21 protein-coding genes, 1 pseudogene and 1 riboswitch are annotated in these 24,323 nt (G+C 39.3%); of the genes and pseudogenes, 18 read left to right on the forward strand and 4 right to left on the reverse strand.

What is annotated here, in order from left to right; translation table 11 throughout:
- Positions 1–76 precede the first annotated feature (76 nt).
- From ACIROD_RS17215 to ggt, 4 genes are all read left to right on the forward strand, one after another.
- Positions 77–1,051, forward strand: coding sequence for a TAXI family TRAP transporter solute-binding subunit (locus ACIROD_RS17215; protein WP_230176425.1), 975 nt, complete (start codon positions 77–79; stop codon positions 1,049–1,051).
- Positions 1,052–1,135: 84 nt separating this feature from the next.
- Positions 1,136–1,642, forward strand: coding sequence for a DUF1850 domain-containing protein (locus ACIROD_RS17220; protein ID WP_101221849.1), 507 nt, complete (start codon positions 1,136–1,138; stop codon positions 1,640–1,642).
- Entirely contained in the window at positions 1,635–3,629 is a 1,995-nt protein-coding gene (locus ACIROD_RS17225) for a TRAP transporter permease (protein WP_402942363.1), read from the forward strand. The genes ACIROD_RS17220 and ACIROD_RS17225 overlap by 8 nt, the downstream gene beginning before the upstream one ends.
- Before the next feature lie 222 nt (positions 3,630–3,851).
- Positions 3,852–5,927, forward strand: coding sequence for a gamma-glutamyltransferase (ggt, locus tag ACIROD_RS17230; RefSeq protein ID WP_402942366.1), 2,076 nt, complete (start codon positions 3,852–3,854; stop codon positions 5,925–5,927).
- Positions 5,928–6,071: 144 nt separating this feature from the next.
- Here ggt and ACIROD_RS17235 read toward each other — a convergent pair whose 3' ends face one another.
- The gene (locus tag ACIROD_RS17235; protein WP_402942369.1) at positions 6,072–7,256 is read right to left on the reverse strand and encodes an acyl-CoA dehydrogenase family protein; all 1,185 of its coding nucleotides are present in this window, start codon (positions 7,254–7,256) and stop codon (positions 6,072–6,074) included.
- Positions 7,257–7,632: 376 nt separating this feature from the next.
- Here ACIROD_RS17235 and ACIROD_RS17240 point away from each other — a divergent pair, with 376 nt between their 5' ends.
- From ACIROD_RS17240 to ACIROD_RS26220, 5 genes are all read left to right on the forward strand, one after another.
- Positions 7,633–8,505 carry a transporter substrate-binding domain-containing protein gene (locus ACIROD_RS17240; RefSeq protein ID WP_101221853.1) on the forward strand — a complete coding sequence of 291 codons (873 nt, stop codon included), beginning with the start codon at positions 7,633–7,635 and terminating at the stop codon, positions 8,503–8,505.
- Between the two features lie 186 nt (positions 8,506–8,691).
- Positions 8,692–9,399, forward strand: a complete 708-nt coding sequence (locus ACIROD_RS17245; protein WP_137018429.1) for an amino acid ABC transporter permease — start codon at positions 8,692–8,694, stop codon at positions 9,397–9,399.
- A gap of 12 nt (positions 9,400–9,411) precedes the next feature.
- On the forward strand, positions 9,412–10,125 hold the full coding sequence (locus ACIROD_RS17250; RefSeq protein WP_241588817.1) for an amino acid ABC transporter permease: 714 nt from the start codon (positions 9,412–9,414) through the stop codon (positions 10,123–10,125).
- Between the two features lie 20 nt (positions 10,126–10,145).
- Complete coding sequence (locus tag ACIROD_RS17255; protein ID WP_101221855.1) at positions 10,146–10,901, forward strand: amino acid ABC transporter ATP-binding protein; 756 nt, start codon at positions 10,146–10,148, stop codon at positions 10,899–10,901.
- Between the two features lie 123 nt (positions 10,902–11,024).
- Entirely contained in the window at positions 11,025–11,231 is a 207-nt protein-coding gene (locus tag ACIROD_RS26220; protein ID WP_483878378.1) for an SF0329 family protein, read from the forward strand.
- Positions 11,232–11,467: 236 nt separating this feature from the next.
- Here the strand turns inward: ACIROD_RS26220 and ACIROD_RS17260 are convergent, their stop codons facing one another.
- The gene (locus tag ACIROD_RS17260) at positions 11,468–12,370 is read right to left on the reverse strand and encodes a LysR family transcriptional regulator (protein WP_402942375.1); all 903 of its coding nucleotides are present in this window, start codon (positions 12,368–12,370) and stop codon (positions 11,468–11,470) included.
- Between the two features lie 123 nt (positions 12,371–12,493).
- On the opposite strand from ACIROD_RS17260, the gene hutG reads away from it, so the two are divergent.
- The 4 genes from hutG to ACIROD_RS17280 all read left to right on the forward strand — a co-directional run bounded on the left by hutG (position 12,494) and on the right by ACIROD_RS17280 (position 16,504).
- Positions 12,494–13,450, forward strand: coding sequence for a formimidoylglutamase (hutG, locus tag ACIROD_RS17265; protein WP_101221857.1), 957 nt, complete (start codon positions 12,494–12,496; stop codon positions 13,448–13,450).
- Positions 13,451–13,732: 282 nt separating this feature from the next.
- Positions 13,733–13,888, forward strand: a complete 156-nt coding sequence (locus ACIROD_RS17270) for a hypothetical protein (protein WP_153246094.1) — start codon at positions 13,733–13,735, stop codon at positions 13,886–13,888.
- 60 nt (positions 13,889–13,948) lie between these two features.
- Positions 13,949–14,620 carry an SOS response-associated peptidase gene (locus tag ACIROD_RS17275; RefSeq protein ID WP_402942378.1) on the forward strand — a complete coding sequence of 224 codons (672 nt, stop codon included), beginning with the start codon at positions 13,949–13,951 and terminating at the stop codon, positions 14,618–14,620.
- Positions 14,621–14,898: 278 nt separating this feature from the next.
- A riboswitch (SAM riboswitch) is annotated at positions 14,899–15,006 on the forward strand.
- Between the two features lie 190 nt (positions 15,007–15,196).
- A complete protein-coding gene (locus tag ACIROD_RS17280; RefSeq protein ID WP_402942381.1) occupies positions 15,197–16,504 on the forward strand; it encodes a Na+/H+ antiporter NhaC family protein in 1,308 nt (435 codons plus the stop codon).
- Between the two features lie 342 nt (positions 16,505–16,846).
- Here ACIROD_RS17280 and ACIROD_RS17285 read toward each other — a convergent pair whose 3' ends face one another.
- A complete protein-coding gene (locus tag ACIROD_RS17285; protein WP_402942384.1) occupies positions 16,847–17,392 on the reverse strand; it encodes a chromate transporter in 546 nt (181 codons plus the stop codon).
- Between the two features lie 48 nt (positions 17,393–17,440).
- Positions 17,441–18,070, reverse strand: coding sequence for a chromate transporter (locus ACIROD_RS17290; protein WP_402942387.1), 630 nt, complete (start codon positions 18,068–18,070; stop codon positions 17,441–17,443).
- A 244-nt stretch (positions 18,071–18,314) separates the two neighbouring features.
- Between ACIROD_RS17290 and ACIROD_RS17295 the strand changes: the two genes are divergently transcribed.
- From ACIROD_RS17295 to ACIROD_RS17315, 5 genes and pseudogenes are all read left to right on the forward strand, one after another.
- Positions 18,315–19,193 (forward strand): LysR family transcriptional regulator, encoded by an 879-nt coding sequence (locus tag ACIROD_RS17295; RefSeq protein ID WP_101221860.1) that lies wholly within the window; start codon positions 18,315–18,317, stop codon positions 19,191–19,193.
- Between the two features lie 233 nt (positions 19,194–19,426).
- Positions 19,427–19,727, forward strand: a pseudogene (locus tag ACIROD_RS17300) (transposase); the annotation flags it as partial.
- A gap of 214 nt (positions 19,728–19,941) precedes the next feature.
- The gene (locus ACIROD_RS17305) at positions 19,942–20,427 is read left to right on the forward strand and encodes a DUF2975 domain-containing protein (protein ID WP_402942390.1); all 486 of its coding nucleotides are present in this window, start codon (positions 19,942–19,944) and stop codon (positions 20,425–20,427) included.
- Positions 20,428–20,780: 353 nt separating this feature from the next.
- Complete coding sequence (locus ACIROD_RS17310) at positions 20,781–22,772, forward strand: alkyl/aryl-sulfatase (protein WP_402942393.1); 1,992 nt, start codon at positions 20,781–20,783, stop codon at positions 22,770–22,772.
- A 234-nt stretch (positions 22,773–23,006) separates the two neighbouring features.
- Positions 23,007–24,245: an MFS transporter gene (locus tag ACIROD_RS17315; RefSeq protein ID WP_402942396.1), complete on the forward strand. Its 1,239-nt coding sequence runs from the start codon at positions 23,007–23,009 to the stop codon at positions 24,243–24,245.
- Positions 24,246–24,323: the final 78 nt, after the last annotated feature.

A 24,323-nucleotide genomic window follows, 5' to 3' on the forward strand; every position in this document is an offset into this window, starting at 1 on the left:
GGGAAAGTGAGGCAGTCGGTAGAATAATAACATTATCATCTTTTGCAGATGATGAAAACACATGAGGGGGAGTTTTATGAAAAAATTTCATAAGTGCTTTTTATTGGTCATGATTTTGACGGTATCCGGTATTATCAGTGCCTGCGGAGACAGCAAAACAGGTGTCTCGGGCAGCGGAAACCAAAATTTGAGTTTGTTGACTGGTGGTACGGGAGGTACATACTATCCGCTCGGAGGACAAATTGGAAAAATCATTTCCGATAAAACAAAAGCGAACATAACACCTCAGACATCTGGCGCCTCCGCCGAAAACATGGAAACGTTAAGGGCTGGAGAGGCTGAAATCGCTTTTTCACAAACGGATATCGCCGCATATGCACTTGAAGGAACAGAAATGTTCGACGGGAAACCCATTGATAATATAATGGCGATCAGCTCTCTATATCCTGAAACTGTTCAAATTGTAACGACTGCAAAAAGCGGAATTAAATCAATCGAGGATTTAAAGGGTAAAAAGGTATCAGTAGGTGCTCCGGGTTCCGGTGCATACATCAATGCCATGCAAATCCTGGAGATTCATGGTTTGTCTGAGAAAGATATTAAAGGACAAAACCTGTCCTTCGATGAGTCGGCCGAAGGAATTCAAGCAGGAAATATTGACGCAGCTTTCATTACTGCCGGAACACCAACAGGTGCAGTTGAGGCGCTGTCCGTACAAAATGATATCATGATCCTGCCTATTGCAGAGGACAAAATTCAAGCATTGGTTAAAAAGTATCCATACTATGCTGAAGATACAATTCCAAGTGGTACGTACAAAATCAAATCCGAGGTAAAAACAGTTGCAGTTAAAGCGATGTTAGTGGTTACAAAGGATCTTGATGAAGATTTAGTTTATGAAATGACTAAAGCTGTTTATGACAACACAGATCAAATCACACATGCAAAAGGCAAGTTCCTTACAGCAGAAACTGCCCTAGAAGGATTAGGGGAAATGGAAGTGCATCCTGGAGCAGCAAAATACTTTAAAGAAAAAGGTGTTTCCAAGTAATGCATTGGGTCGGTAGCTCGCTTTATGTGGCCTATCGGCTTCGTTTTTTTCTAAATGGGATATCTGGTTTTGAAAGGGGTACCTATGAAATTCAAGAGATTCATGGCATTTGGTATACCTCTGCTCATCGCTTTTTTATTCTTTTTTCCTTACAGGCATGTAATTGCCTTTTCCTTTGAGGACCAAGGGGAATTAATCGCATACTTTCCTTTGAAAAAAGAAAAAGAATTCAAGATTGAGTATACACACTCCATCCACCTCACGGATGTTTTGGAATCATATCGTTTATCGGATAAGCAAATCCAACAAATTGAACTTTCTTATCATGATTTTGCAGTCGGTATGCCGTCTAATGCGGAGGGGGAGGAAGTCTTTGAAGAAAAAGACGGTACCTATTTCATAAAAAATATGAAACGCAATTTCACCCATATCGATTTACGGGTAGGACAAGTTAAAGCTAACCATCGTTTAATATATGATGAAAAAACATACACATTGGCAGACTTCATTAAACCAGGGACATGGGTCAGGATTTCATCGGAAAGAATTTCATTGTGGGAACAGTTGAAGGGAGTGAAGATTAGTGGCTGATAATGAAAAAATCAAATATTTAACCGAAGCGGAACAGCAGGAGTTGTTGGAAAAATATGATCCGGAAGCCGGGACTAGGAAATTAACTGGTGTCTTGGGCCACATTGCGTTTTTTGGACTCCTGGCTTTTTCGCTATTCCAATTATATACTGCCATTTTTGGTGTTTTTACAGCACAAATCCAACGGACGATACATTTAGGGTTTGCACTCTCCTTAGTGTTTTTACTATTTCCCGCAAACCGGAAGAAGCGTGAAAAAGGAAAGTTTCAAATTGCCTGGTACGATATCATATTAGCGATTCTTAGTATCGGGGTAGGTGCATATTGGCCCTTATTTTTCGAAGATATCGTCATGAATGTAGGACGTTTGGGCGCATTGGATTTTGCCGTTGGTTTAATGGCCATTCTCCTGGTTTTGGAGGCAACCAGGCGTGCAGTGGGGCTTCCCATTATGGTCATTGCTTTGATATTCATTTTCTATGGAATTTTTGGACAATATATGCCAGGATTCCTCGCGCATCGCGGTTTGACTCTGGAACGGATGGTGCAAACGATGTTCTTCTCGACAGAGGGCATTTTAGGCACTCCGTTAGCGGTGTCATCGACATTCATCTTCCTGTTTTTACTGTTTGGATCCTTTCTAGTCCGAACAGGTGTCGGTCAATACTTCAATGATCTTTCAACCGCCATTGCCGGCAGAAGGATAGGGGGACCTGCAAAGGTTGCGATTTTTTCCAGTGCTCTTCAAGGGACGATTAGCGGAAGTTCCGTAGCTAATGTTGTCACTTCGGGAGCATTCACGATACCGATGATGAAAAATCTTGGATATAAGAAGGAATTCGCTGGGGCAGTGGAGGCAGCCGCTTCGACAGGCGGTCAATTGATGCCTCCGGTAATGGGGGCAGCGGCATTCTTAATGGTTGAGTTCATTGGGAATGGGATAACGTATTGGGATATAGCAAAGGCGGCTGCGATTCCAGCTATCCTTTACTTTTCAGGAATTTGGATCATGACCCATTTTGAAGCGAAACGACTTGGCCTGCGTGGGTTAACGAAAGAAGAGATGCCAAGTAAAAAGGAAGTGTTCGGCAAATTTTATTTACTAATACCGATCCTTGCCATTATTTTATTGCTAATGCTGAATATCACGGTTACACATGCAGCCCTGTATTCCATTGCTATCTCGGTTCTTGTAGGTTTCATAAACAAGGATGTCCGCATGAAATTCATCGATATCATTTATGCATTGGTGGATGGAGCCCGAACGGCACTTGCGGTTGCAGCTGCAACCGCAGCAGCAGGTATTATTGTAGGAATCGTTACGAAAACCGGATTAGGGCTGAAGCTGGCTAATGGTTTGATCGATTTGTCTGGTGGATATTTGATTCCAACACTGATGCTAACTATGGTAGCGGCACTTATATTAGGAATGGGTTCACCTACGACCGCCAATTATGTCATCACATCGACGATTGCAGCACCTGCGATCATTTTGCTTGGTGTTCCTGATTTATCTGCACATTTATTCGTTTTCTATTTTGGCATTATAGCAGATATTACTCCTCCAGTTGCTTTAGCGGCATTTGCAGCGGCAGGGGTGGCAGGCGGTGAACCGATAAAAACGGGAATTGAGTCATCAAAACTTGCTATCGCTGCATTTATCATTCCATATATTTTTGTTCTTTCCCCACAAATGCTGATGATCGATACAACTTGGATGGAGGTTGCCTGGGTTGTACTTACAGCAATGTCAGGCATGATTGCAATTGGGGCGGGTGTTATAGGTTACTGGATGAGGGGGATGCACTGGTTAGAAAGAGTCCTCGCTATAATAGTTGGTTTACTATTAATCTATCCTGAAACGATATCGGACATCATTGGGGTATCCGCTTTTATCGTATTACTGGCTTTACAATACCTTTGGAAAAGTGACAATCACGACAGCACCAAAATCTTGGAAAATAACCGAAGCATAGAGAAAAATTGAGTCTAAGAACATCGATCCTAAAAGTAAATGATAGAGCTGAACCATTCGGGGGGGTGATTTTTTGAAGTGAAACATCATTGAGAACACAACGCCCAATCGGAATGTGCAGACTGCTTTTCTATCGAGAACAACCAGCATATTCCTACTAGGTTCATCAGCTCGTATTTTCAGTTGCATTATGGTAAGACCCTAAATGGTTTTAATTTGAAAGGAGACTAATTCATGAAATTTTTAAAAAGTTTTATTTTAGTTACTTTCAGTTTCTTTTGCATGATCACACCAGCTTTTGCAAGTGTCCCTGGAGTGGATACTTCAATGAAAAAAGGAGCAACAAAAGGAATCGTATCAGTTTCCCACCCTTTAGCGGCTGAAGCGGGCATAAAGATATTAAAACAAGGTGGAAATGCAGTCGATGCAGCAGCAGCCATTCAATTATCGTTAAATGTAGTTGAACCGATGATGTCTGGAATCGGCGGCGGTGGTTTTATCATGATTTATAATAAGAAAGAAAATAAAATTACGATGATCGATAGCCGCGAAATGGCACCGCAAAATGTTTCGCCAGAACTATTTTTAGATGAAAAGGGAAAACCCGTACCTTTCAGTAAACGGCACACAAGCGGTAAAGCTGTTGGTGTTCCTGGAACCCTTAAGGGGATGGAAGCAGCCCTGGAAAAATACGGAACATTGAAATTATCACAAGTTATGGACCCGGCCATTAAACAAGCTGAAAAAGGCGTTAAGGTCAATTGGATAACAGCGCAATATATCGATGAAAATGTAAAAAAATTAGAAAATAACGAAGAAGCTGCAAAAGTATTTGTGCCTAACGGAAAACCATTGGAAGAGGGGGACACCCTTGTTCAGCCTAATCTGGCAAAGACTCTTAAGTTAATAAAAAAACAAGGTTCAAATGTTTTTTATAAAGGTGAAATCGGGGAAGCCCTCACGAAAGAAGTTCAAAAACGTGAAGGGACGATGACAACTGAAGATTTGGAAAACTATGTGGTGAAAGAGAGGGAGCCAATTAAATCGGAATATAGGGGATTTGAAGTGGTCGGGGCGGCTTCGCCAAGTTCAGGCAGCTTGACTGTCCAACAGATTCTTGAGCTTATGGAAGGATACGATGTGCAAAAGATGGGGGCGAACTCTCCTGAGTATCTTCATCATCTAACCGAAGCCATGCATCTGGCTTTTGCCGATCGAGCTGCCTATATGGCAGATGAAGATTTTTATGATGTACCCACTAAAGGACTATTAGATGAAGAATATATAAAAGAAAGAAGAAAACTCATCAATCCAAATAAATCAACAGCCGATGTCAAAGAAGGCGATCCATGGAAGTACGAAGGCCAAGAACCGGTTTCAATGGAGAAGGTAAAAGAAGAGAAAACACCGATCGGACAAACGACTCACTTTTCTGTAATGGATAAGTGGGGAAATATGGTTTCTTATACGACTACGATCGAGCAAGTATTCGGTTCAGGTATCATGGTACCTGATTATGGATTCATGCTTAATAATGAAATGACGGATTTTGATGCCACACCGGGTGGCGTTAACCAGGTGGAACCAGGAAAAAGACCAAGAAGCAGTATGTCACCGACCTTCATATTAAAAGATGGCAACCCTTTCATGGCCATTGGGTCACCAGGTGGAGCAACGATTATAGCATCGGTATCTGAAACTATCATGAATGTGATCGATCATCAAATGACAATTCAAGATGCGATACTTACGCCGCGTGTTTACTCTGCTGGCTATCCTACAGTTAGATGGGAACCGGGAATCGATCAAAATACTAGGTTAGAGTTAATGGCAAAAGGGCATGTTTATGAAGAAAAACCGCAGCATATCGGAAATGTGCAAGCTGTTATTTATGATTATGAAAGGGGAAGAATGTATGGGGGGGCCGACAATACAAGAGAAGGAACTGTTCTCGGTGTGGATGGGGTTTCCTATAAATCGAAACAGCCAAGAGAAATGAAAGAAGAAAAAAAGGGGCCGTTTACCTTAAAAGTGAATGGAGCCGTTTATCCTTACACAGCAAAACAAATGAAACTGATTGATGGAAAACCATATATCCAATCAGACAAATTGCTTCTAGGTTTGGGTGCAATTGAAACAGTGGATTTAGAAATATTTAAACCAGATAAAAAATCCTACTTACCGGTGCTAAAAGTCGCAAAATCATTAGGATATAAAGCAAAATGGAACGAAAAAGACAAAGTTGCACTATTGGAAAAAGATCCGGCGGATATTGAAGATTCAGACGATGATGGTAGTGTCACCAATTAATTTCTTTTCTTGAGGGAGCCCAGCCTGCTCCAAGAATAAAATCGAATTCTGTATGACTCAAAAAATGGAAAACCCCTGGATTCTCTATGAAAAGAGAATTCAGGGGTTTTTTATAGTTCATAGCGTTTCTTTTATCAAATCTGATCATTTCAAAAGTGGATGGCCGCTTAAATTGGATTTTGTCTGTTCAATTGCCAATTTTGCTAAATTCTTTATCGTTACATCGTCCATCGGAGGATTGTGTAAACCAGCTCTTACATCCCTATAGTGCCTTTGTAGAGGATTATTGCGTTGAAGGCTTTTTGCACCGACTATTCGCATGGCTTTATCGACAATTGTAATGGCTGCGTTTGTAACAATATGTTTTGCAGCCCCCAGCTCATTTGTGAAATGAATTCTTCGTGATTCATCATCATAAGCCTCGGCAACGCTATATAAGAAATGCCTGGCTTTCATTAATTCCAAATCAATTTCTCCTAACAGTTGTTGGACATTAGCCAGCTGGCTGATAGGTGCATTTATACTGTTTGGAGTATAGTTATTGGCAAAGTGTATGGCGTAATCCCTTGCAGCTTGCGCAATGCCAAGGTAACAGGCTGGAATATGAAGGATCCATGCATTGAATCTGTTTCCACTTGGCATTTCAGGTAACTCAACAAGTTTTGAATCATCCACTTCAACATCTTTAAGGACCAAATCATGACTTCCTGTCCCCCTCATTGAAATTACGTCCCATGTTTCATCTATGTAGAGCCCATCCAAATCTTTATGCAGGAGAAAAAATCCAACCTTTTGCCTTTCCTCGATCCATGCTGAAACTAGGAAATAAGTTAAAACAGGGGACATGGTTGTATAGGTTTTACGTCCGGAAATAACCCAATAATCTCCCTTTTTGACTGCCTTCGTTCCGGGGCGTCCCCCGCGAGTCGGACTGCCAGTTTGCGCTTCACTAACGGAACGGTTCACTAAAGCGCCATTTAGAACTTCCCCAGCAATAAAATCTAAGTTCGTTTTTGTCCAACTTTCCTGTTCAAAAAGATCTCCTATCACTCCAAGGTTCCAACCAATGGATAGCGCAGTCGCTGAATCAAAACTAGCCAATGTTTCTTGAAGGAGAATCATGTCATAAACTTTTAACCCTCCGCCACCATAGGATTTGGGAAGAGTTGAACTTGTATATCCCATACGAATTAAATCTTGTATATGTTCTTTCGGAAAAAAGGCCAATTCATCAATTTGAGCAGAATTATTTTTGAATTTCGATTCTACTTCATATAATTTTTTCAGCCACGCTTTTTGACTCTCCGTCTTAATGAATAGGTTAATCACACGGTTCCCTCCTTCTATTACCTTCTGTTTTTATTTCAATTCCTATTAATCTTATTGGTTTAAATGATAATTAAGGTGTGTTTAGTTGTCAAGGAAATTAAGGGCTTGCAGATAAATGATGCCTCCGGAAAGACTCTTGTATTTTCATATAACTACAACTCTTTTAATAAAACAGGTGTGTGCAGTTGCTTGAAAATTTTAAATATACACATTGACTTTACAAAAGTATCCATCTATTATGTTTATAACCAAATAACTTACTTAACCTACCTAAATAGTTGGTATTGAGTGGTGAAGGTGATGTATGTATTTCCTTTGAATTTCAGGAAATACAAATGCTAGTAAAAAAACATCGTAAAACGAAAGGGGATTCACTATGAAAAATAAAAAATTTCGCCATGTTTTAACTATCGGTTTAGCGTTTGTAACCATATTAGCGGGGTGCGGATCAGGTACATCAACGAGTAATGAAGCCGATGCAAATTCAGGTAGCACTTCAGGTGTCCGAAAGGTAAAAGTAGCATATGACCAAGCGTCAAAACCTATGTCTTGGCTGGATGAGAAGGGAAATCCAACTGGATATGATGTGGAAGTTATGAAATTGGTTGATGAATTACTACCGGCATACGAATTCGAATATATTGGCACATCAAGCGATGACTTGTTAGTAGGCATTGAACAAGGTAAATATCAAGTGGGGGTTAAAAATGCTTTCTGGACAGAGGAAAGGACTGAGAAGTTCATCTTTCCTAAAGAATTCCTTGGATTAAGCAGTGCGGGCCTTGTTTTAAAGAAAGAAAATTCAAAGATCAAAAATCTCAAGGACTTTGCTTCAGAGGGCTTCTCCTTAGCACCAATCGCAGCAAATAACGCTCAATACACGATCGTTGATGAGTATAATCAGGCCAATCCGGACAATAAGGTGAAATTGAAAGCCGGAGATGCCTTCACTGTAGATGTAATTCAATGGGTAAATGAAGGCCGTGTCGACGGTGGAATAGCGATCGAGGGAGCTTTTAAGAAGCAAGTGGCCGACGATGGCCCCTATCATAATTTAGTGGATGATCTAGTTTACAATGAATTTGCAGTCATTAAAACCTGGCCATTATTCAACAAAAAAGAACAAAAATTCGCAGATGCTTATGATGAAGCGATTAAAAAAATTAAAGACGAAAAGAAGACGAATGAGTTAAGCGAAAAGTTTTATGGCCGGGATTTATTCGAAGTTTTGGGAACTGTAGAGAGATAACGAAGCCCTTAGCAAAACAAGAATTAAAATGTCAACCAATAGGTTATGACTTGTCATTTTCTTAATATGGGTTTTCTTGGATAACTCTGGTATTTTAAGAGATGGCAAGTTTCTAGGTACTGGCCTTCAATAGAATGATTGGATTTGAAAATTCGAATCTTCAATGAAAGCAGATGGAGGTGAAACATGGAAAAATACTTTGATTTAGCTTACATAGTAGAGTCGGTACCAATGTTAGTTCCCTTTCTAAAAGTAACATTAATAGTTACGGGTCTATCGGTCTTGTTCGGGACAATCATAGGTTTCATCTTAGCAGTCATGAAACTTGGAAATAGTAAAATCGCCAGGAAAATTGCCTATGGATATACAACGGTATTGAGATGTACGCCCTCTATAGTTCTGCTTTTTTTGACTTATTATGGTATACCTGCAATTGCAGGGAAATTTGGCATAAATCTTAATGATATTGATAAAGCAGTATTTGTAGTCATAACCTTTTCGCTTCAATTTGCGGCTGCAATGTCAGAAGTGATCAGAACATCGCTTGAATCTATTGATAGAGGGCAATTTGAAGCGGCAGTAAGCGTTGGATTAAGCAATACGCAAGCTTACCGGAGAATTATTTTACCCCAGGCTTTCGTAGTCGCATTACCAAACTTCGGTAACAGCTTACTTGAATTAATGAAAGAAGGGTCCTTAGCATATACAATCGGCTTGATAGATATCATGGGGAAGGCAGAGCTTATAATCGCCGGGAACTATAACACACATGCATTAGAAATTTATCTTGCATTGGCGGTTATTTACTGGACATTGTCGATTGCCATTGAACAACTGTTCTTAAAATTGGAAAAGGCATTCAGTAAAGGAAAACAAGTGATAACAACTGCATAGAGGGGTGACAGAATGTCAGAAGGTCTGGATTATAGGTTTTTAGTGGAAACCTTTTTTGTAGCGTTATCGGGGGTGCCGACCGCATTATTCATTACAATTGTTGCTTTGATTATTGCCTTGCCATTAGGGTTTTTACTTGCTTTATCAAGAATTAATCAAATCCCGGTATTGAATCGCTTAGCACAGATATATGTTTCATTTGTCAGAGGAACGCCCGTCATTATCCAAATTTTCATTATATATAGCAGTGTGCCATTAATGCTGACTTCTATATTTGAAAAGTATGCTGTCGAAATGAATGTATACGATGTAAATCCGATATGGTACGCATTCATTGTTTTCTCGTTGAATACGACAGCTATTCTCACAGAGGTGTTTCGTTCGGCAATTAGCACAGTGAGCAAGGGGCAACTTGAAGCTTCATATGCTGTCGGATTAACAACTGTGCAAGCATTTAGAAGAATTATCATTCCACAGACATTGGTAGTGGCATTACCGAATATATGTACAGCGACAGTCAATCTGATTAAAGCGACATCATTAGGTTATGCTTTGTCATTGCAGGAAATCACTTTAAAAGCCAAGGTAGCTGCCAATGTTGGCTACAATTATGTTGAAGCATATATTGATATCTTTCTTGTTTACCTAATTTTATGTAGTTTGGTGGAATACTTGTTTAAAAGGTATGAAAAACGAGTAAGCAGGTTTAAAGCCGTGAGTATCTGAAATGAGGAGGTGTGGCCGAAATGCTAGAGATTAAAAATATTCATAAATCATTCGGTGAGAATGAGATTTTAAAAGGTGTGGATTTAAATATAGACAAGGGGGATGTGGTGGTAATTCTGGGTCCAAGTGGTTCAGGTAAGACAACTTTACTCCGCTGCATTAACTTTCTTGAAAAAGCAGATCAAGGACATGCCGTTTTTGGTGATATTGATGTAAGTCTTAAAACGGCATCTAAAAAAGTGATTCATGGAATAAGGCAGAAGATAGCCTTTGTTTTTCAAAATTATAATCTTTTCACTAATAAAACGGCATTGGAAAATGTGACGGAAGGACTGGTTATTGGAAGGAAGATTGCGAAAGCAGAAGCATATGAGATTGGTAAAAAAGCATTGGATAAAGTAGGCTTGTCGGAAAAATATGGTGCTTACCCTAGTGAACTCTCAGGCGGGCAGCAGCAAAGGGTGGGCATTGCGAGAGCGGTTGCTTTAAACCCTGACATAATTTTATTTGACGAACCAACTTCGGCATTGGACCCGGAATTGGTCGGTGAAGTACTGACGGTGATGAAGCAAATTGCCAAAGAAGGAACTACGATGTTAGTTGTCACGCATGAAATGTCTTTTGCAAAGGATGTTGCAAACAGAGTGATTTTTATGGATGCAGGTGTCATAGTGGAAGAGGGATCGCCTAAAGAAATTTTTGTGAATCCAAAAGAAGAAAGAACGAAGAGGTTCTTAAAAAGAGTTTTGCCGGAGGATTATATTTTTTATATTTAGGTTATGTTCACTTTCTCTTTTGATATGTGATTGAAACAAACGAATGAGAATAACGTTTGTTAGAGGGATTCAGAATGACGTTAAGTGAATTGATAGTAAAAATTCAAAAATTGAATTAAGCAAATAAATGCGGTCGAAGAATATTTTAATTTACCAATAGAAATTTCCTTAAAATCAGATGATATGATTATAAAGATTCTTTCTCTGATAGATAGAAGAGTTGGGATGCGTAAGTTACAGGGTCTTGAAAAATCTATCCTAAATGAAAAGGAAATTATCCAGTGTTTTTATAACTTGCGATGTGAAGCAGAGGGAATAAGGACTTCATAAAAATCGCTATAATGAATTTTTATTGAACAAGTATTTTACTTGGCGTGGAAGTGTGAGCGTTAGGACGTTATTAATTAGTGAGGAAAAACAATACGGATGGATAGTGAAAACACATGAACCTCCTGCAAATATGAGCGGGAAACCTAGCTCATTGGCAGGAAGTCTAAAGTGTTTTCTTTATATAGTGAATCACAATGAGCCAGGGTGTCTTTTCCATTAAATTAGAGAATCAGCATTTAGGCATCGTTCCTAACATCCCACTTAAAAAAGCTATGTATTTCCTCTACTAACTTACATACTGCAGGAGACAGATATCGATCTTTCAAATAGGCCAGGTAAACAGTCCTTTCCAAAGAATTCGAATCTATTGCACGAATTGCAGTATTGCGTGTTGCAGCGGATTTTATATAGCTTTCCGGTAAAATTGTAACCCCAAGCCCTTCTTCCACCAAACTGCAAGCCGTTTCAAGCCTTTCTATTTCGTATAGGATATTTGGAATTGCATTTTCACCCTTAAATGCTCTTAAGATATCATCTCTTGTTTGAAATCCAGTTGTACTGATGATCAATTCTTTCTTTGCAATGTCTTGGAAAGTGATGGACTCTTTTTCATTTAACTCGTCATCTTTATGGATCAAAAGCATGAATTTTTCATTATAAAGGGGAGTGGACAGAATTTCATCGTTATTGATGGGCTGGTTCGTGATGGTGAAATGAACATTATACCGATTTAACGAATCGAAAACTTTCTCTTCCCCTAATATTTCCCTTACTTTTATATGAATATTAGGATAATTGATTTTAAAATTCCTGATTATCTTCGGAAACCAAAATTTGAATGATTCTATGGAACCTATAGATACTGTTCCGCTTCCAACATCCTTCATTTCCTTAAGTTCCACTTGCAAATTATCGAATCTTCTTAACAGGTCAACAGATCTCGTATAAAAAAGACCCCCTGCTTCCGTAAGCTCAAGACCCCTTGTATTACGTTCCAAAAGCTGTAAACTAACTTCATTTTCTAATTTCATTATGGCATTACTTAGGGAAGGTTGTGATATATGCAGCATTTTTGCCGCTTTTGAGAAATTCTTTTCCTGGACGGTGGTAGTGAAATACCGAAGTTGACGAAGATCCATTTATGCTCCTTTCTATAGCTTTAAACTATAGATATATTGAATTTTTGTATTGGTAATTATATATTATCTCATCTATAATTTTTAAAAAAGATATTTCGGAATTTTTTAAATAAAGGAGAAATTATGTATACTAATCCGACTTCAAAATATTGGAATGGAAGAATTGATTCCCAATCTGACATGGACAGCTTCAGATACCACCAAAGAGTACGGTTGGCTCCGATATCGGAATTAGCCATCTCTTCCAATGCATCAAAGACCTTTGGGTTGATTGGCTTCAAATGTGATGAAGGCGTCAGAAGGAATAAAGGCAGGATTGGTGCTGCAGAGGGTCCTGATCATATTAGGCAATACTTGGCGAAATTACCCTGTCATTTACCGTCCCAAACCGAGCTGGTGGATGCTGGCGATGTAATATGTGAAAGTACGGAAATGGAGGCCGCCCAATTCGAACTGGGATCGGCTGTTGACCGGATATTGGAGACTAAAGCGATTCCTATCATACTTGGGGGAGGGCACGAAACCCTGTATGGCCATTATCTTGGGATTAGGAAATCCATTGGACCAAAAGCTAGATTGGGGATCATTAATATTGACGCGCACTTTGATATGAGGCCCTATGAAAAAGAAAGTTCATCAGGAACGATGTTTAAGCAGATTTTGGACGAAGACCAAAGTTGTGGATATTTATGTGTCGGAATTCAGAAGCAGGGGAATACAAAGGCACTTTTTGAAACCGCTGAGAGGAGTAAGGTAGACTACATATTGGAAGAAGATTTGTCATTGAACGAAATGGATGAAACAAAGCGGCGGATAAATGAATTCGTTAATAAAAATGACTACATTATGCTTACATTATGTACGGACGTCATTGATTCAGCATATGCACCTGGGGTGAGTGCTCCATCGCCGTTTGGACTGAATCCGAAATTGGTACGTGCGATTATTAGGCATATCGTATCGAATGAAAAAATCCTCTCCTTTGACATTTCGGAAGTGAATCCTTCGTTGGACGAAAATAATAAAACCGTAACATTGGCAGCACATTTAATAAATGAAGTTTTGCTGCATTTTAAATAATGAATGGATATGGAAGAGGGCAATTCCAATTTGGTCCTTCCAGCTTTCCTCAATGTTATCTCCATGCTCAATTATAAGTGTTGAAACTAAGTCCTTTGGCAGCACCCAGGCTGTCCGTGAATCATTCATGGACAGTCTTTTTTACGCCTCCTTTACACGCGTTAATGGTCGGGGCCATTGCTTGACTCCTCGTTAGAGGATTAACCATGGCTCTGCCAAAGTTCACTACTGATACTTGTGGGTTTTTGGTTTATAATAACAACCATCTAGGGGGGATTTTTTATGAATGAATATAAAGTGACGGTCAGGAATGGCAGTACCTTGATCTTGTCGGAAATCATTAAAGCTGAAGATGAAAGAGAAGTCCTTGGAACTCTTTTGATTTCCAGCGAATTATTTAATCAACCATTTACCGACATCAGGATTTTAGAACGCTGATTTGTGCCTGTCCGTTCGATTTGTTACACTGTAATAAATTCTAATACGGTAGGCGATAGTATGTGTGGACGTTTTACCCTTTTCACTGACATTGAAGAAATAAAAGATCGGTTTGATATTCAGGGATCGTTTGATGGGGAATACCAATTCAGCTACAATATTGCTCCCTCCCAATCCGTTCTCTCCGTCATTAATGACGGGGCAAGGAATCGACTTGGATATCTTCGGTGGGGACTCATTCCTTTCTGGGCAAAAGACGAAAAAGTGGGCTACAAAATGATCAATGCCAGAGCGGAAACCATTGCTGAGAAAGCAAGCTTCAGGAATGCGTATAAGAAGAAGAGATGCTTGATAATCGCTGACTCTTTTTATGAATGGAAGAAGACACCGGAAAGAAAAATACCGATGCGAATAAAACTGAAGAATCATGCTCCATTTGGAATGGCGGGTATCTGGGAATCCTGGAAATCTCCTGAAGGCATCAGCGTCTATTCATGCTCCGTTATAACAACCGTTCCTAATGAGCTAATGACCAGCATTCATGATCGTATGCCTGTCATCCTTAAACCAGAAGATGAAAAAGAATGGTTGAGTCCAACAAATAATGATCCTGCATATCTGCAGCAGTATTTAAAGTCATTCGATTCGGAACAGATGGAAGCCTTTGAGGTATCGACTGATGTGAATTCGACCAAAAATAATTCATCTAACCTAATACAACAAATTTGCTGAGAGGTCATAAGACCTCTTTTTTATATGAATTCCGTCCCGATAAATGAAAAAAACTGATTAACCGCACATGTCAAGATTTCTTTATAAATAGTAAGGAGTGCATGTAAAATACTTTAAAATTAACCCTTGCGAAAATAGACAAAATGCTGTACTGTTATATTTGCTTTTCAAAACGACTTTCGATGTCACTTTCACAAACTCAGATGGTTTCAGCAAGTTTCCAGTGTGGTACTTTTCTGGAAGGCATCGTAATATTTGATAAATTATATAATGTAATCTTCTTATCAAGAGAGACGGAGGGACTGGCCCGAAGATGTCTCGGCAGCGGACTTAAATGGAGTGCTGTGCCAAATCCAGCAGGCTGATTTTTGCCTGAAAGATAAGGAGGGTGTTTTTTATAAATTAAAAGACCTCTTCTTGTTGTTAAATCGAAGGGGTCTTTTTTATGCCAGTTTTTTTGCTATATCTCCAAGACTAGATAATCAGGTAGGTTCAAATTGGAGTTATTTGCGAAAGCTGTTAATAGAATAAGAGCTGTGACACCTGTCACGGGAAAAATAAAAAGAGGTGTACATCATGAGTGCAAACAATAAAGGGAATCCATGGGCATTGATCCCATTTGTCGTATTTTTAATTTTATTTATAGGGTCCGGAATCATCACCAAAGATTTTTATTCATTTCCGGTGATTGTAGCGATTTCAATTGCTTCGGCAGCTGCATTGGCAATGAATCGGAAAGAGACATTAAATCATAAGGTTGATATCTTCTGTAAAGGTGCCGGGGACGCCAATATTATGTTAATGGTTATCATTTTCCTTTTAGCCGGCGCTTTCGCCGAAGTTGCCAATGGCATGGGAGCAGTTGAATCAACAGTGAATCTTGCCTTAGCTGTTTTTCCGCAAAATCTATTAATGGTAGGGATATTCATTATTGCTTGTTTTATTTCTTTATCCATGGGGACAAGCATGGGAACGATTGTTGCACTAGCACCTATTGGGGTCGGAATTAGTGAGCAAACCGATATTTCGCTTGCCTTTTCAATGGCGGCCGTTATTGGCGGTGCGATGTTTGGGGATAACCTTTCCTTCATATCAGATACGACAATCGCTGCGGTTCGAACACAGGGAACGAAAATGAAGGATAAGTTTAAAGTGAATTTTTTCATCGTTTTACCTGCGGCCATCATCACATGTGCAATCCTTGGAATTTTAACAATGGGTGAACAAGCTGACATCTCCCAACATTCTTATAATTGGGTGAAGATTCTTCCATATCTTTGCGTATTGATCACTGCATTGGCAGGAGTCAATGTGTTCCTGGTCCTTTCCATCGGAATCGTATTTGCCGGAATTATCGGCTTGGCTGATGGAAGTTATAAACCGTTGGGTGTCATTCAAAAAGTTGGAGAAGGAATGGCGGGAATGTATGAAATCTCCTTCCTTGCCATTTTAATTGCAGGTATGGTAGCTGTTATCAAACATAATGGTGGCATCGATTATCTACTCCACCTAGTGACCCGAAATAGCAAATCAAAAAAAGGGGCGGAATTCAGCATTGCAGGGCTTGTTGGTTTGACAAACCTTTCAACGGCAAATAACACGATTTCGATTATCATTGCCGGGCCACTTGCCAAAAATATCGCTGAAAAGTATGGGATTGATCCGCGTAAATCAGCGAGCTTGCTTGACATATTTGCATGTTGTATCCAAGGGTTGATACCATATGGAGCACAACTGCTTGTTGCAGCAGGGGTAGCAAAGATTTCTCCGATAAGCATCTTGCAGTATTCATATTACCCAATACTAATTGGATTTTGTGGCGTCATTGCCATCTTGATTGGTTTTCCACGGTTTCAGCCGGGAAATGATGGATCAAAGAACTAAAAGTTAAAACAAAGTTGATTGGAGCGGGTTTGCGATACTCCTGCGGGAAAAGCGAGTCCAGGGGAGACCCCGCAGGCGCAAAGGCGCCGAGGAGGCTCCCGGACCGCCCGCGGAAAGCGAGTGCCTGGAGGGGAAATCAACGTTCAAATTGTACAAACCCCTAAAATTTCATCGAGTTTGTCTACAGTCTGAACACCCTGAATCATTGGATACAGGGTGTTTTTTGTATGGTAAATACATAAACATTATCAAGTTTTCTCCCATTTATATAGTATCAATCATTCTTCAATTTTTCTGATTAATTCCGGTCCAAATTAATGATGGTTGTGTGTGCGACACCTGTCATGAATAGAGGACAACACCAACTAAACCGGAAAGGATAATTACATAGGCTGGGTGCCAGCGTAATTTCATTAGGGCAAATAACGATAATCCAAAAACGAGTAATAAGCTTATCGCATGCCAAGAAAAGTTCAGCGCTATCATATTATTGGAAAGTGCAAAGCTGATTGCTGCAAAGAGGATTAAACTAGTGACAATGGGTCTTAGTCCATAGAACATGGATTGAATAACTGGGTAATGATTCAATTTGCTGAAGAAGGTGGCTATAACGGTTACGAATATAATAGCAGGAAGCAAGATTCCGAAAGCAGATGATATGGCCCCTGCAAATCCAGCAGTAGAATAGCCAACAAGAATGGCACTATTGGCAGTGACAGGTCCTGGGGACATACCGGAAATCGCGATGATATCAGTAAATTGCTGCGTCGTCATCCATCCATGCTTTGAGACTTCCGATTCTATTACGGGAATCATGGCGTATCCGCCTCCAAACGATACAAAGCCGATAATAAAGAAGGTGCTAAACAACTCCCACAATTCCATCATTCCATCACACACTTTCTTGAAAATTAGTTAGATCCTTTTTTGATATACCTATATGCCAGCACCCATGAAAGGTTCGAAATCATTTTCTTCATTTCCTATATCTTTTCTGTCCAACTTGACATCGTAACCTAATTTTCTCTTAATGGAGATGGTCACAATACCAGCTAAAGCTCCTGCTAATATAACCATCACAGGGTGCAGAAAGAAAAGGACTGGAATTCCTACTATTAAAATGCAGAAAGTTGTTTTGTCTACAACAGCCGTTTTTCCTATCCTGATAGCCGCATAGGCGATGATGGCTACTATGGAAGCTCTGATCGATATGAATGCGGATTCTATCTTCGGGTTATCATGAATGAAAAAATACAAAATGCCGAGGAGCAGAACAATTAAAAAGGTAGGTAATGAAACACCGATCATGGCAGCCATTGCCCCCTTCATTCCGGCAATCCGATGGCCGATAAAGGTGGCGGAGTTAATGGCGACAGCTCCCGGTACGGACTGAGATAACGCAAAAACATCCGTAACTTCTTCGCTTTTCATCCATTTTCTCTTTTCGACCACTTCCTTTTCTATTAAAGGGATCATCGCAAACCCGCCTCCGAATGTGACAGGTGCTATTTTAAAAAAGGTCCAAAATAATTGGAATAGAGTTTTCCATTGTCCTTTCATTGACATCAGTCACTTCCTTTGAATGCATTGTTAAATCTTATTATTAACATATCAAAGAAAAAGGGATGGGTAAATTGCAACAAAATCATCGGGTATAACAAAACGTTATACCCAGAAGATTTATCCGTTTTATAAAGAATGCCGCCAATAATTGAATAGCCTCAGAATGTATCACACTATTTTCATTTCACCATTTACCTAATGATGCTATCATTTTAATAAACTATCTAAAAACATGGAGGTCGTTTTCATGAAATTGGAAAATCTGAAAATGTTTTGTTTAGTGGTGGATGAAGGAAGTTTAAGCCAGGCGGCGAGGTTAAGTTTCCTATCTCAGCCCGCTGTAACACGGCAGATCCATCAACTGGAAAATTATTATAACACTTTGTTATTCGACCGTGAGGAAGGAAGGCTGAGAGTTACAGAAGCAGGAAAGCTGTTATACCCTTTTGCAAAAGCCATAGTAAATGACTTCAACCATTCAAAAGAAGTGATTCAGCAATCGACGGGGAAGTACAATGCAAATCTAATAGTAGGGGCTTCCTTGACTATCGGCGAGTATTTGTTGCCGAGCTTGCTTGGGAGATTTAAAAAACAGCAGCCAGAAATAAAAGTGACATTGACGATAAAAAATACCCCCCGGGTTCTGGAGGATCTTTCAAACGATGTCATTGATTTGGCCTTGGTGGAAGGACTTGTGGAAAACACCGATTTTATTGTAGACAAGTTCGCCGAAGACGAATTGATATTGGTATGTCCATCCGACCACCCATGGAAAGACAGAAAAGAAATTCAGCTAGATGAATTGGGAAATGAAAGGATGATTTGGCGTGAATCCATTTCCGGAACACGGCTTATCGTAGAAAACATGCTAAGGGAGCATGGGGTTTTAGAAAAAATAGAAAGCTACATGGAGATTGGCAGTACACAAGCGATAAAAAGTGCGGTTGAAGCAGGACTTGGAATCAGCATTTTGCCAAGGTTGACAGTGGCCAGGGAATTGGAGCAAGGCTTTTTGCGGGAAGTGGATATTTCCAGAATAGATATGGCAAGAAATTTATGGCTAGTCAGGAAAAACAAGCGATTCAACAAAATAGGGGTGTCTAAATTTGTTGATTTTCTTCGATAAGGAATGAAAAGCTACCTTCGTTTACCATTACAATTTGGCAGCGTTTTCAGTTTTGTGGGAAACGGTGTGGCCCCTGACACCCTGCCTTGCAAAAGTCATAGCAAATTGAATATACGGCATTGCGTATTCATTAAAGCTCTTCCCTATCGGGAGGGGCATTTTGTATTTGGTTCTTCAGCCTTCGGTTAGACAAACAAAGGGATTGTTATTTTTATATAGGCCATGTTAAATAAGTAAAGAAGCTCGCCGAAGCATTAACTGAAAGCGGTAAACAGGAACTTGTATATTTCTTGCAGTCTCGAACGAAACCGATGTCGGCTCCTATTCGTGCAATTGATGAAATCCAGGAACAAAAGCATAAAGCTGGTCTTGTCTGCCCACATTGCGACAGCCATTTTGTTGTGCGATTTGGTAAATTCGTTATCAAAACACGTGCTGGACAGGTGAAACAGCAGCGTTACCGCTGTAAAGCCTGCCATCAAACCTTTAACGACCTCACAAACACGCAATCTTCAACGCACCAGAAGACCACATAAATCTAAACGGGCAGTTTTGTTGAACAAGTTGTAAATTTAACATTTTAAAGTAAGAGCATTTCTTTGTAATGAGAAGTGCTTTTTATTTTTGTCAAAATTAAAAGGATATTTCAATAACAATAATAATATAAATAAAAACAATATAAATTTACTGTAATACGATAAATAATATGCTAAAATCATGTTGTCATTAAATAAGTGAGGTGTTTTAAATGAATGTTAAACGAGGTTCAACCACTTTCTTAAAGGTAATTATTTTTCTGGCTGGAATTGCAGTGCTTGCTTTGTGTATCTGGTTGCCTGAGATAGCCGTTAAAGATGCAAGGGTACATCCAGATACGGCTTACTTCCTAATCCCCTTTTTAGTATGTGCATACGGATTCTGTATTGCGTTTTCTGTTGCGTTGTATCAAGCATATAAACTATTAACCTACATCGAAAAGAACAATGCTTTCTCTGAATTATCCCTTAAATCTTTGAAGATTATAAAGAAATGTGCTTTTACAGTCATTTTCCTCATTTTGTTAGGAATAGTAAGCTTAAGGGTGCTTGCAAAAGTTACAGGTAGTGATGATGCAGCGGGTCCTACATCATTATGTCTAATGGGTATTTTAGCAACAAGTATCATCGCAGCCACTGTGGACGCCCTTCAAAAGCCATTAAAAAATGCCCCAGATATGAAGTCAAAAAATGAATGATTAACGGATATGTAAGAATTTTGATTGTCAGCCAGGTGATTTTTGGAGTACAAAAGCGACGAAGACACTCAATAAAAACAGACACAACTAATTTATTTAACTACGGGGACGATAGCTCAATGAACCGCCTTTTCACCAAGGCGGTTTTCTTATGGTCAAATATCAACATTAGAATTTAACATAGCCTTTATATAAATAAAATTGAAGTTACCATTAGAAATAGGAAATATACTTAAAGTCAAATTAATTATAAAATAAATTCATATTATTCTAAAAATTTCTAAAAAAAGAGAAAGTTTACTGCTGCAACATTCGGAATAGATACATGATAACTACTTAGAAAGGGGTATGAAATGTCCAAAGTATCTTTTATTAAAGGAATTGTAACCGTTCCCATAGTTTTTGTTTTACTGGCAGGGTCTTCTGTTACAAAGGCTGCTACAGATGAGCCGATGCCGGCCACAGATGCAACAATTTCAGCAAATAAGGCTTTTTATGAACAGTTGAATTTTAAAGATAAGGAAGATTTCAAGAATGCACATAAAGGATTCATTGCGCCTTTGAATATGAATCCAATTAAAAATTCAAAAGGTGACGTAGTTTGGGATAGTAATCGATATTCATTCATAAAAGAAGATCAGCCGGCAAGTCTTACTGTAAATCCAAGCTTGTGGCGGCAGGCTCAATTACAAAATATAACAGGCTTATTTAAAGTGGTAGATGGCGTTTATCAAGTTCGGGGCCAGGATTTATCAGTGCTTACCATTGTGGAAGGAAAAACAGGATTAATAGTTTTGGATACACTTTCTACAATTGAAACGGCAAAAGCAGCCATGGAGCTTTATTTTGAACATCGGCCCAAAAATCCAGTAAGTGCAATTGTTATTAGTCACAGTCATGCGGATCACTTTGGTGGTATGAAAGGCATTGCTCAATACGCTGAAAATCCAGCTAAGGTGCCGATTATTGTCCCAGCAGGTTTTAACGATGAAGCGCTAAGTGAAAACATTCTTTTAGGCAATATAATGTCTCGCCGTGCAGGTTATATGTTTGGAAATCTCTTACCCGCAAGTGAAAGGGGATTTGTTACTTCTGGTATTGGCCCAGGATTAAGTAACGGAACTTTTAGCTATTTACCTCCAACAATGGAAGTGAAGGATGATATTCAAACGGTGGAAATAGACGGAATTACATTTAAATTTTTATTGACGCCGGATTCGGAAGCTCCATCTGAAATGCATTATTATATCAATGATTACAAAACTTTAGTGGTAGCGGAAAACACCGGACACACGTTACATAATATTTATACATTAAGGGGAGCTAAAACCAGAGATACCCTAAAATGGGTGAAAGCACTTGATGAAACTGTTGATCTGTTTGGAAACGAAGATATAGATGCTATGGTAACGGCCCATACATGGCCCATATGGGGAAGGGACGATGTTCTGGAGCAGTTGGAAAGTCAGCGTGATTTGTACAAATATATTCATGACCAAACCATACGATTAGCGAATTTAGGACTTACACCTGATGAAATCGCGGAAGAGTTAAAGCTTCCTGAAAAGTTGGATAAAGTCTGGGCCAATCGGGGGTATTACGGAACATTGAAACACAACGTAAAAGCAGTGTACAACTTTTATTTAGGATATTTCAACGGTAATCCATCCGACTTGGATCCATTACCACAAGAGGAATCGGGCGCTAAATATGTACAGTATATGGGTGGGGAAAAGAAGGTCATTAAACAGGCAAAACTTGATTATAAAAGAGGGGAATATCGCTGGGTGGCTCAAGTCTTAAAGCATGTCGTCATGGCCAACCCGAAAAATACAGAAGCAAAAAATTTATTGGCTAAAGCTTATGAGCAATTAGGATACACAGCTGAATCTTCTGTGTGGCGTAATTTCTATCTTACCGGCGCAGACGAGTTAAGGAATGGTGTGGCAGACTCAAAGGGAAGTGGAGGAATGATGAATCTCGATACGCTGCTCAATATGCCAATGGATGATTTCCAGAAATTCTTGTCCATTAAATTAAACGGAATGAAAGCGGAAAATAAAAATATGACTTTCAATTTGACATTTACAGATTCGAAAACCAATTACACGATCGATCTGAATAATTCTGTATTGAACTTCAAAAAAGGGAAAATGGCGTCCAACCCTGATGCAGCATTAACATTAGATAGAATAACCTTCTATCAGATTGCTCTGGGACGTGAAGATTTATCCAAAATGGAAGCAGCCGGTAAAGTTGCCATTTCCGGTGATAAAAAACAGTTTGAAGATTTCCTGACTTTGCTGGATCAATTCCAACCTAAGGTTAATATCGTAATTCCGTGATAATCAAACACTTCATATTCTGAAACAAGGATGGATCGGTTACCCACGAGTCTACTTAGTAGTCTCGTGGGTTTGAATGTATTAATTAATCCTGAAGGCATCCTGTTTCGTTTTTAATTTTTTATAAAACGCTCCTAATAGTTACAGAACAAGTTTTGTAATTCGAAAGGAATTGTAAGCGCTTCCTGTGTGGCTGAGGTTTTGTGAAAATATAAAAAAATGGAGTGATGGGGAATGCAGTTATATGCAAGTAAGAAACGAAAAATAATGATTAGCGGCCTTTTATTTGTTGGAATGATTTTAAGTTTTTTTGATCGCGTTGCCATAAATGTCGGGATTATCCCTATTGCAGATGAGTTTCATCTCAATACGTCCCAGACAGGTATTTTAATTAGTATATTTTTTGTTAGCTACTCACTCATGCAACCGCTTGGTGGATGGATGACCGATAAGTATGGCGCCAGGGTCATGGTTACTGTTTCTTTGTTTAGTTGGTCCTTGTTCACTGTAATGACTGGGTTTGCTTGGTCATTCATGTCTTTATTATTCATCCGTTTTCTGTTCGGGTTAGGTGAAGGGCCTTTCTATCCTGCCAGTATGTCCACTATAAGAGATAACTTCCCGGAAGAAGAACGGGGCAGGGCAAATTCGTTTTTCCTGTCTGCCCAAAATATTGGCGGGATATTAGGTACTGCACTTGCAGCTTCCATGGTGGTGGCATTCGGTTGGCGGGGCATGTTTACCATTTCCGGAATTCTAGGGATATTAGCTTCTTTCGGAATTTGGTTCATTCTAAAGCCTCAAGGAAATCAAGAGGTTAAAAAAGACAAACCGAAACAAAAAAAGGTTACTCTGAAACTGTTATTTAAAATCGAAAATATTTGGAAACTCATAACATTCAAGTTTATATCAAATATTATCAACTATGGTCTGATCACTTGGATGCCTATATATTTGGTTAAAGAAAAAGGGGTGGATTTAATAGCCGCAGGAGGTTTATTGGCAATCCCTTATATTTTTGGTTTCTTGATGTTTAATGTAAGCGGGTGGCTTCTGGATAAGCATATGGCTAACCGGGAGAAGTATCTTGCCGCTGCAGGCGCTTTATTATCGGCAATTTTTCTCTTTCTAATGTCTAACGCCACGTCTATAGCACTTATCATCACTTATCTCACTCTCAACTCCGTAGCACTGTCTTTCTTTGGAACGGTTCTTTATACGATCATCATAAAATACTCACCAAAGGAACTAACGGGCTCTGCCTCCGGACTCGTAACTTTTGCCGGTCAAATTGCAGGGGCGGTTTCTCCTTTAGCCCTCGGTTTGATTATCAGTTTGTTTAATGACTCCTATAATGCCGCTTTCCTGTTTTTGGTGATAATAGCGTTATTGGGAACGATTGTTGCCGTATCTATTAAAAATAATCAGGCAAAACCAGCTAAAGAATACGAAAAAACAACTACAGTTATATAAAACTGGCTTCTGCTTTTGAGGCGACAGTTTGAAGTGTCCTGAATCCACTTCTCTAAAATTGAAAGGGCTTTCTGTTCG

The organism is Peribacillus sp. NPDC101481 (assembly GCF_044767165.1).
In the GTDB taxonomy this organism is placed as follows: Bacteria; Bacillota; Bacilli; order Bacillales; family DSM-1321; genus Peribacillus.

What these genes read in the sequence shown, in the direction of transcription:
- ACIROD_RS17290 (WP_402942387.1), bottom strand. Translation starts at nt 18,070, where the DNA reads ATGTCAATGAAAGGACAATGGAAAACTCTATTCCAATTATTTTGGACC.
- ACIROD_RS17215 (WP_230176425.1), top strand. Translation starts at nt 77, where the DNA reads ATGAAAAAATTTCATAAGTGCTTTTTATTGGTCATGATTTTGACGGTA.
- ACIROD_RS17315 (WP_402942396.1), top strand. Translation starts at nt 23,007, where the DNA reads ATGCAGTTATATGCAAGTAAGAAACGAAAAATAATGATTAGCGGCCTT.
- ACIROD_RS17280 (WP_402942381.1), top strand. Translation starts at nt 15,197, where the DNA reads ATGAGTGCAAACAATAAAGGGAATCCATGGGCATTGATCCCATTTGTC.
- ACIROD_RS17310 (WP_402942393.1), top strand. Translation starts at nt 20,781, where the DNA reads ATGTCCAAAGTATCTTTTATTAAAGGAATTGTAACCGTTCCCATAGTT.
- ACIROD_RS17275 (WP_402942378.1), top strand. Translation starts at nt 13,949, where the DNA reads ATGTGTGGACGTTTTACCCTTTTCACTGACATTGAAGAAATAAAAGAT.
- ACIROD_RS17285 (WP_402942384.1), bottom strand. Translation starts at nt 17,392, where the DNA reads ATGATGGAATTGTGGGAGTTGTTTAGCACCTTCTTTATTATCGGCTTT.
- ACIROD_RS17260 (WP_402942375.1), bottom strand. Translation starts at nt 12,370, where the DNA reads ATGGATCTTCGTCAACTTCGGTATTTCACTACCACCGTCCAGGAAAAG.
- ACIROD_RS17240 (WP_101221853.1), top strand. Translation starts at nt 7,633, where the DNA reads ATGAAAAATAAAAAATTTCGCCATGTTTTAACTATCGGTTTAGCGTTT.
- ACIROD_RS17250 (WP_241588817.1), top strand. Translation starts at nt 9,412, where the DNA reads ATGTCAGAAGGTCTGGATTATAGGTTTTTAGTGGAAACCTTTTTTGTA.
- ACIROD_RS17295 (WP_101221860.1), top strand. Translation starts at nt 18,315, where the DNA reads ATGAAATTGGAAAATCTGAAAATGTTTTGTTTAGTGGTGGATGAAGGA.
- ACIROD_RS17255 (WP_101221855.1), top strand. Translation starts at nt 10,146, where the DNA reads ATGCTAGAGATTAAAAATATTCATAAATCATTCGGTGAGAATGAGATT.
- ACIROD_RS17305 (WP_402942390.1), top strand. Translation starts at nt 19,942, where the DNA reads ATGAATGTTAAACGAGGTTCAACCACTTTCTTAAAGGTAATTATTTTT.
- ggt (WP_402942366.1), top strand. Translation starts at nt 3,852, where the DNA reads ATGAAATTTTTAAAAAGTTTTATTTTAGTTACTTTCAGTTTCTTTTGC.
- ACIROD_RS17220 (WP_101221849.1), top strand. Translation starts at nt 1,136, where the DNA reads ATGAAATTCAAGAGATTCATGGCATTTGGTATACCTCTGCTCATCGCT.
- ACIROD_RS17270 (WP_153246094.1), top strand. Translation starts at nt 13,733, where the DNA reads ATGAATGAATATAAAGTGACGGTCAGGAATGGCAGTACCTTGATCTTG.
- hutG (WP_101221857.1), top strand. Translation starts at nt 12,494, where the DNA reads ATGTATACTAATCCGACTTCAAAATATTGGAATGGAAGAATTGATTCC.
- ACIROD_RS17245 (WP_137018429.1), top strand. Translation starts at nt 8,692, where the DNA reads ATGGAAAAATACTTTGATTTAGCTTACATAGTAGAGTCGGTACCAATG.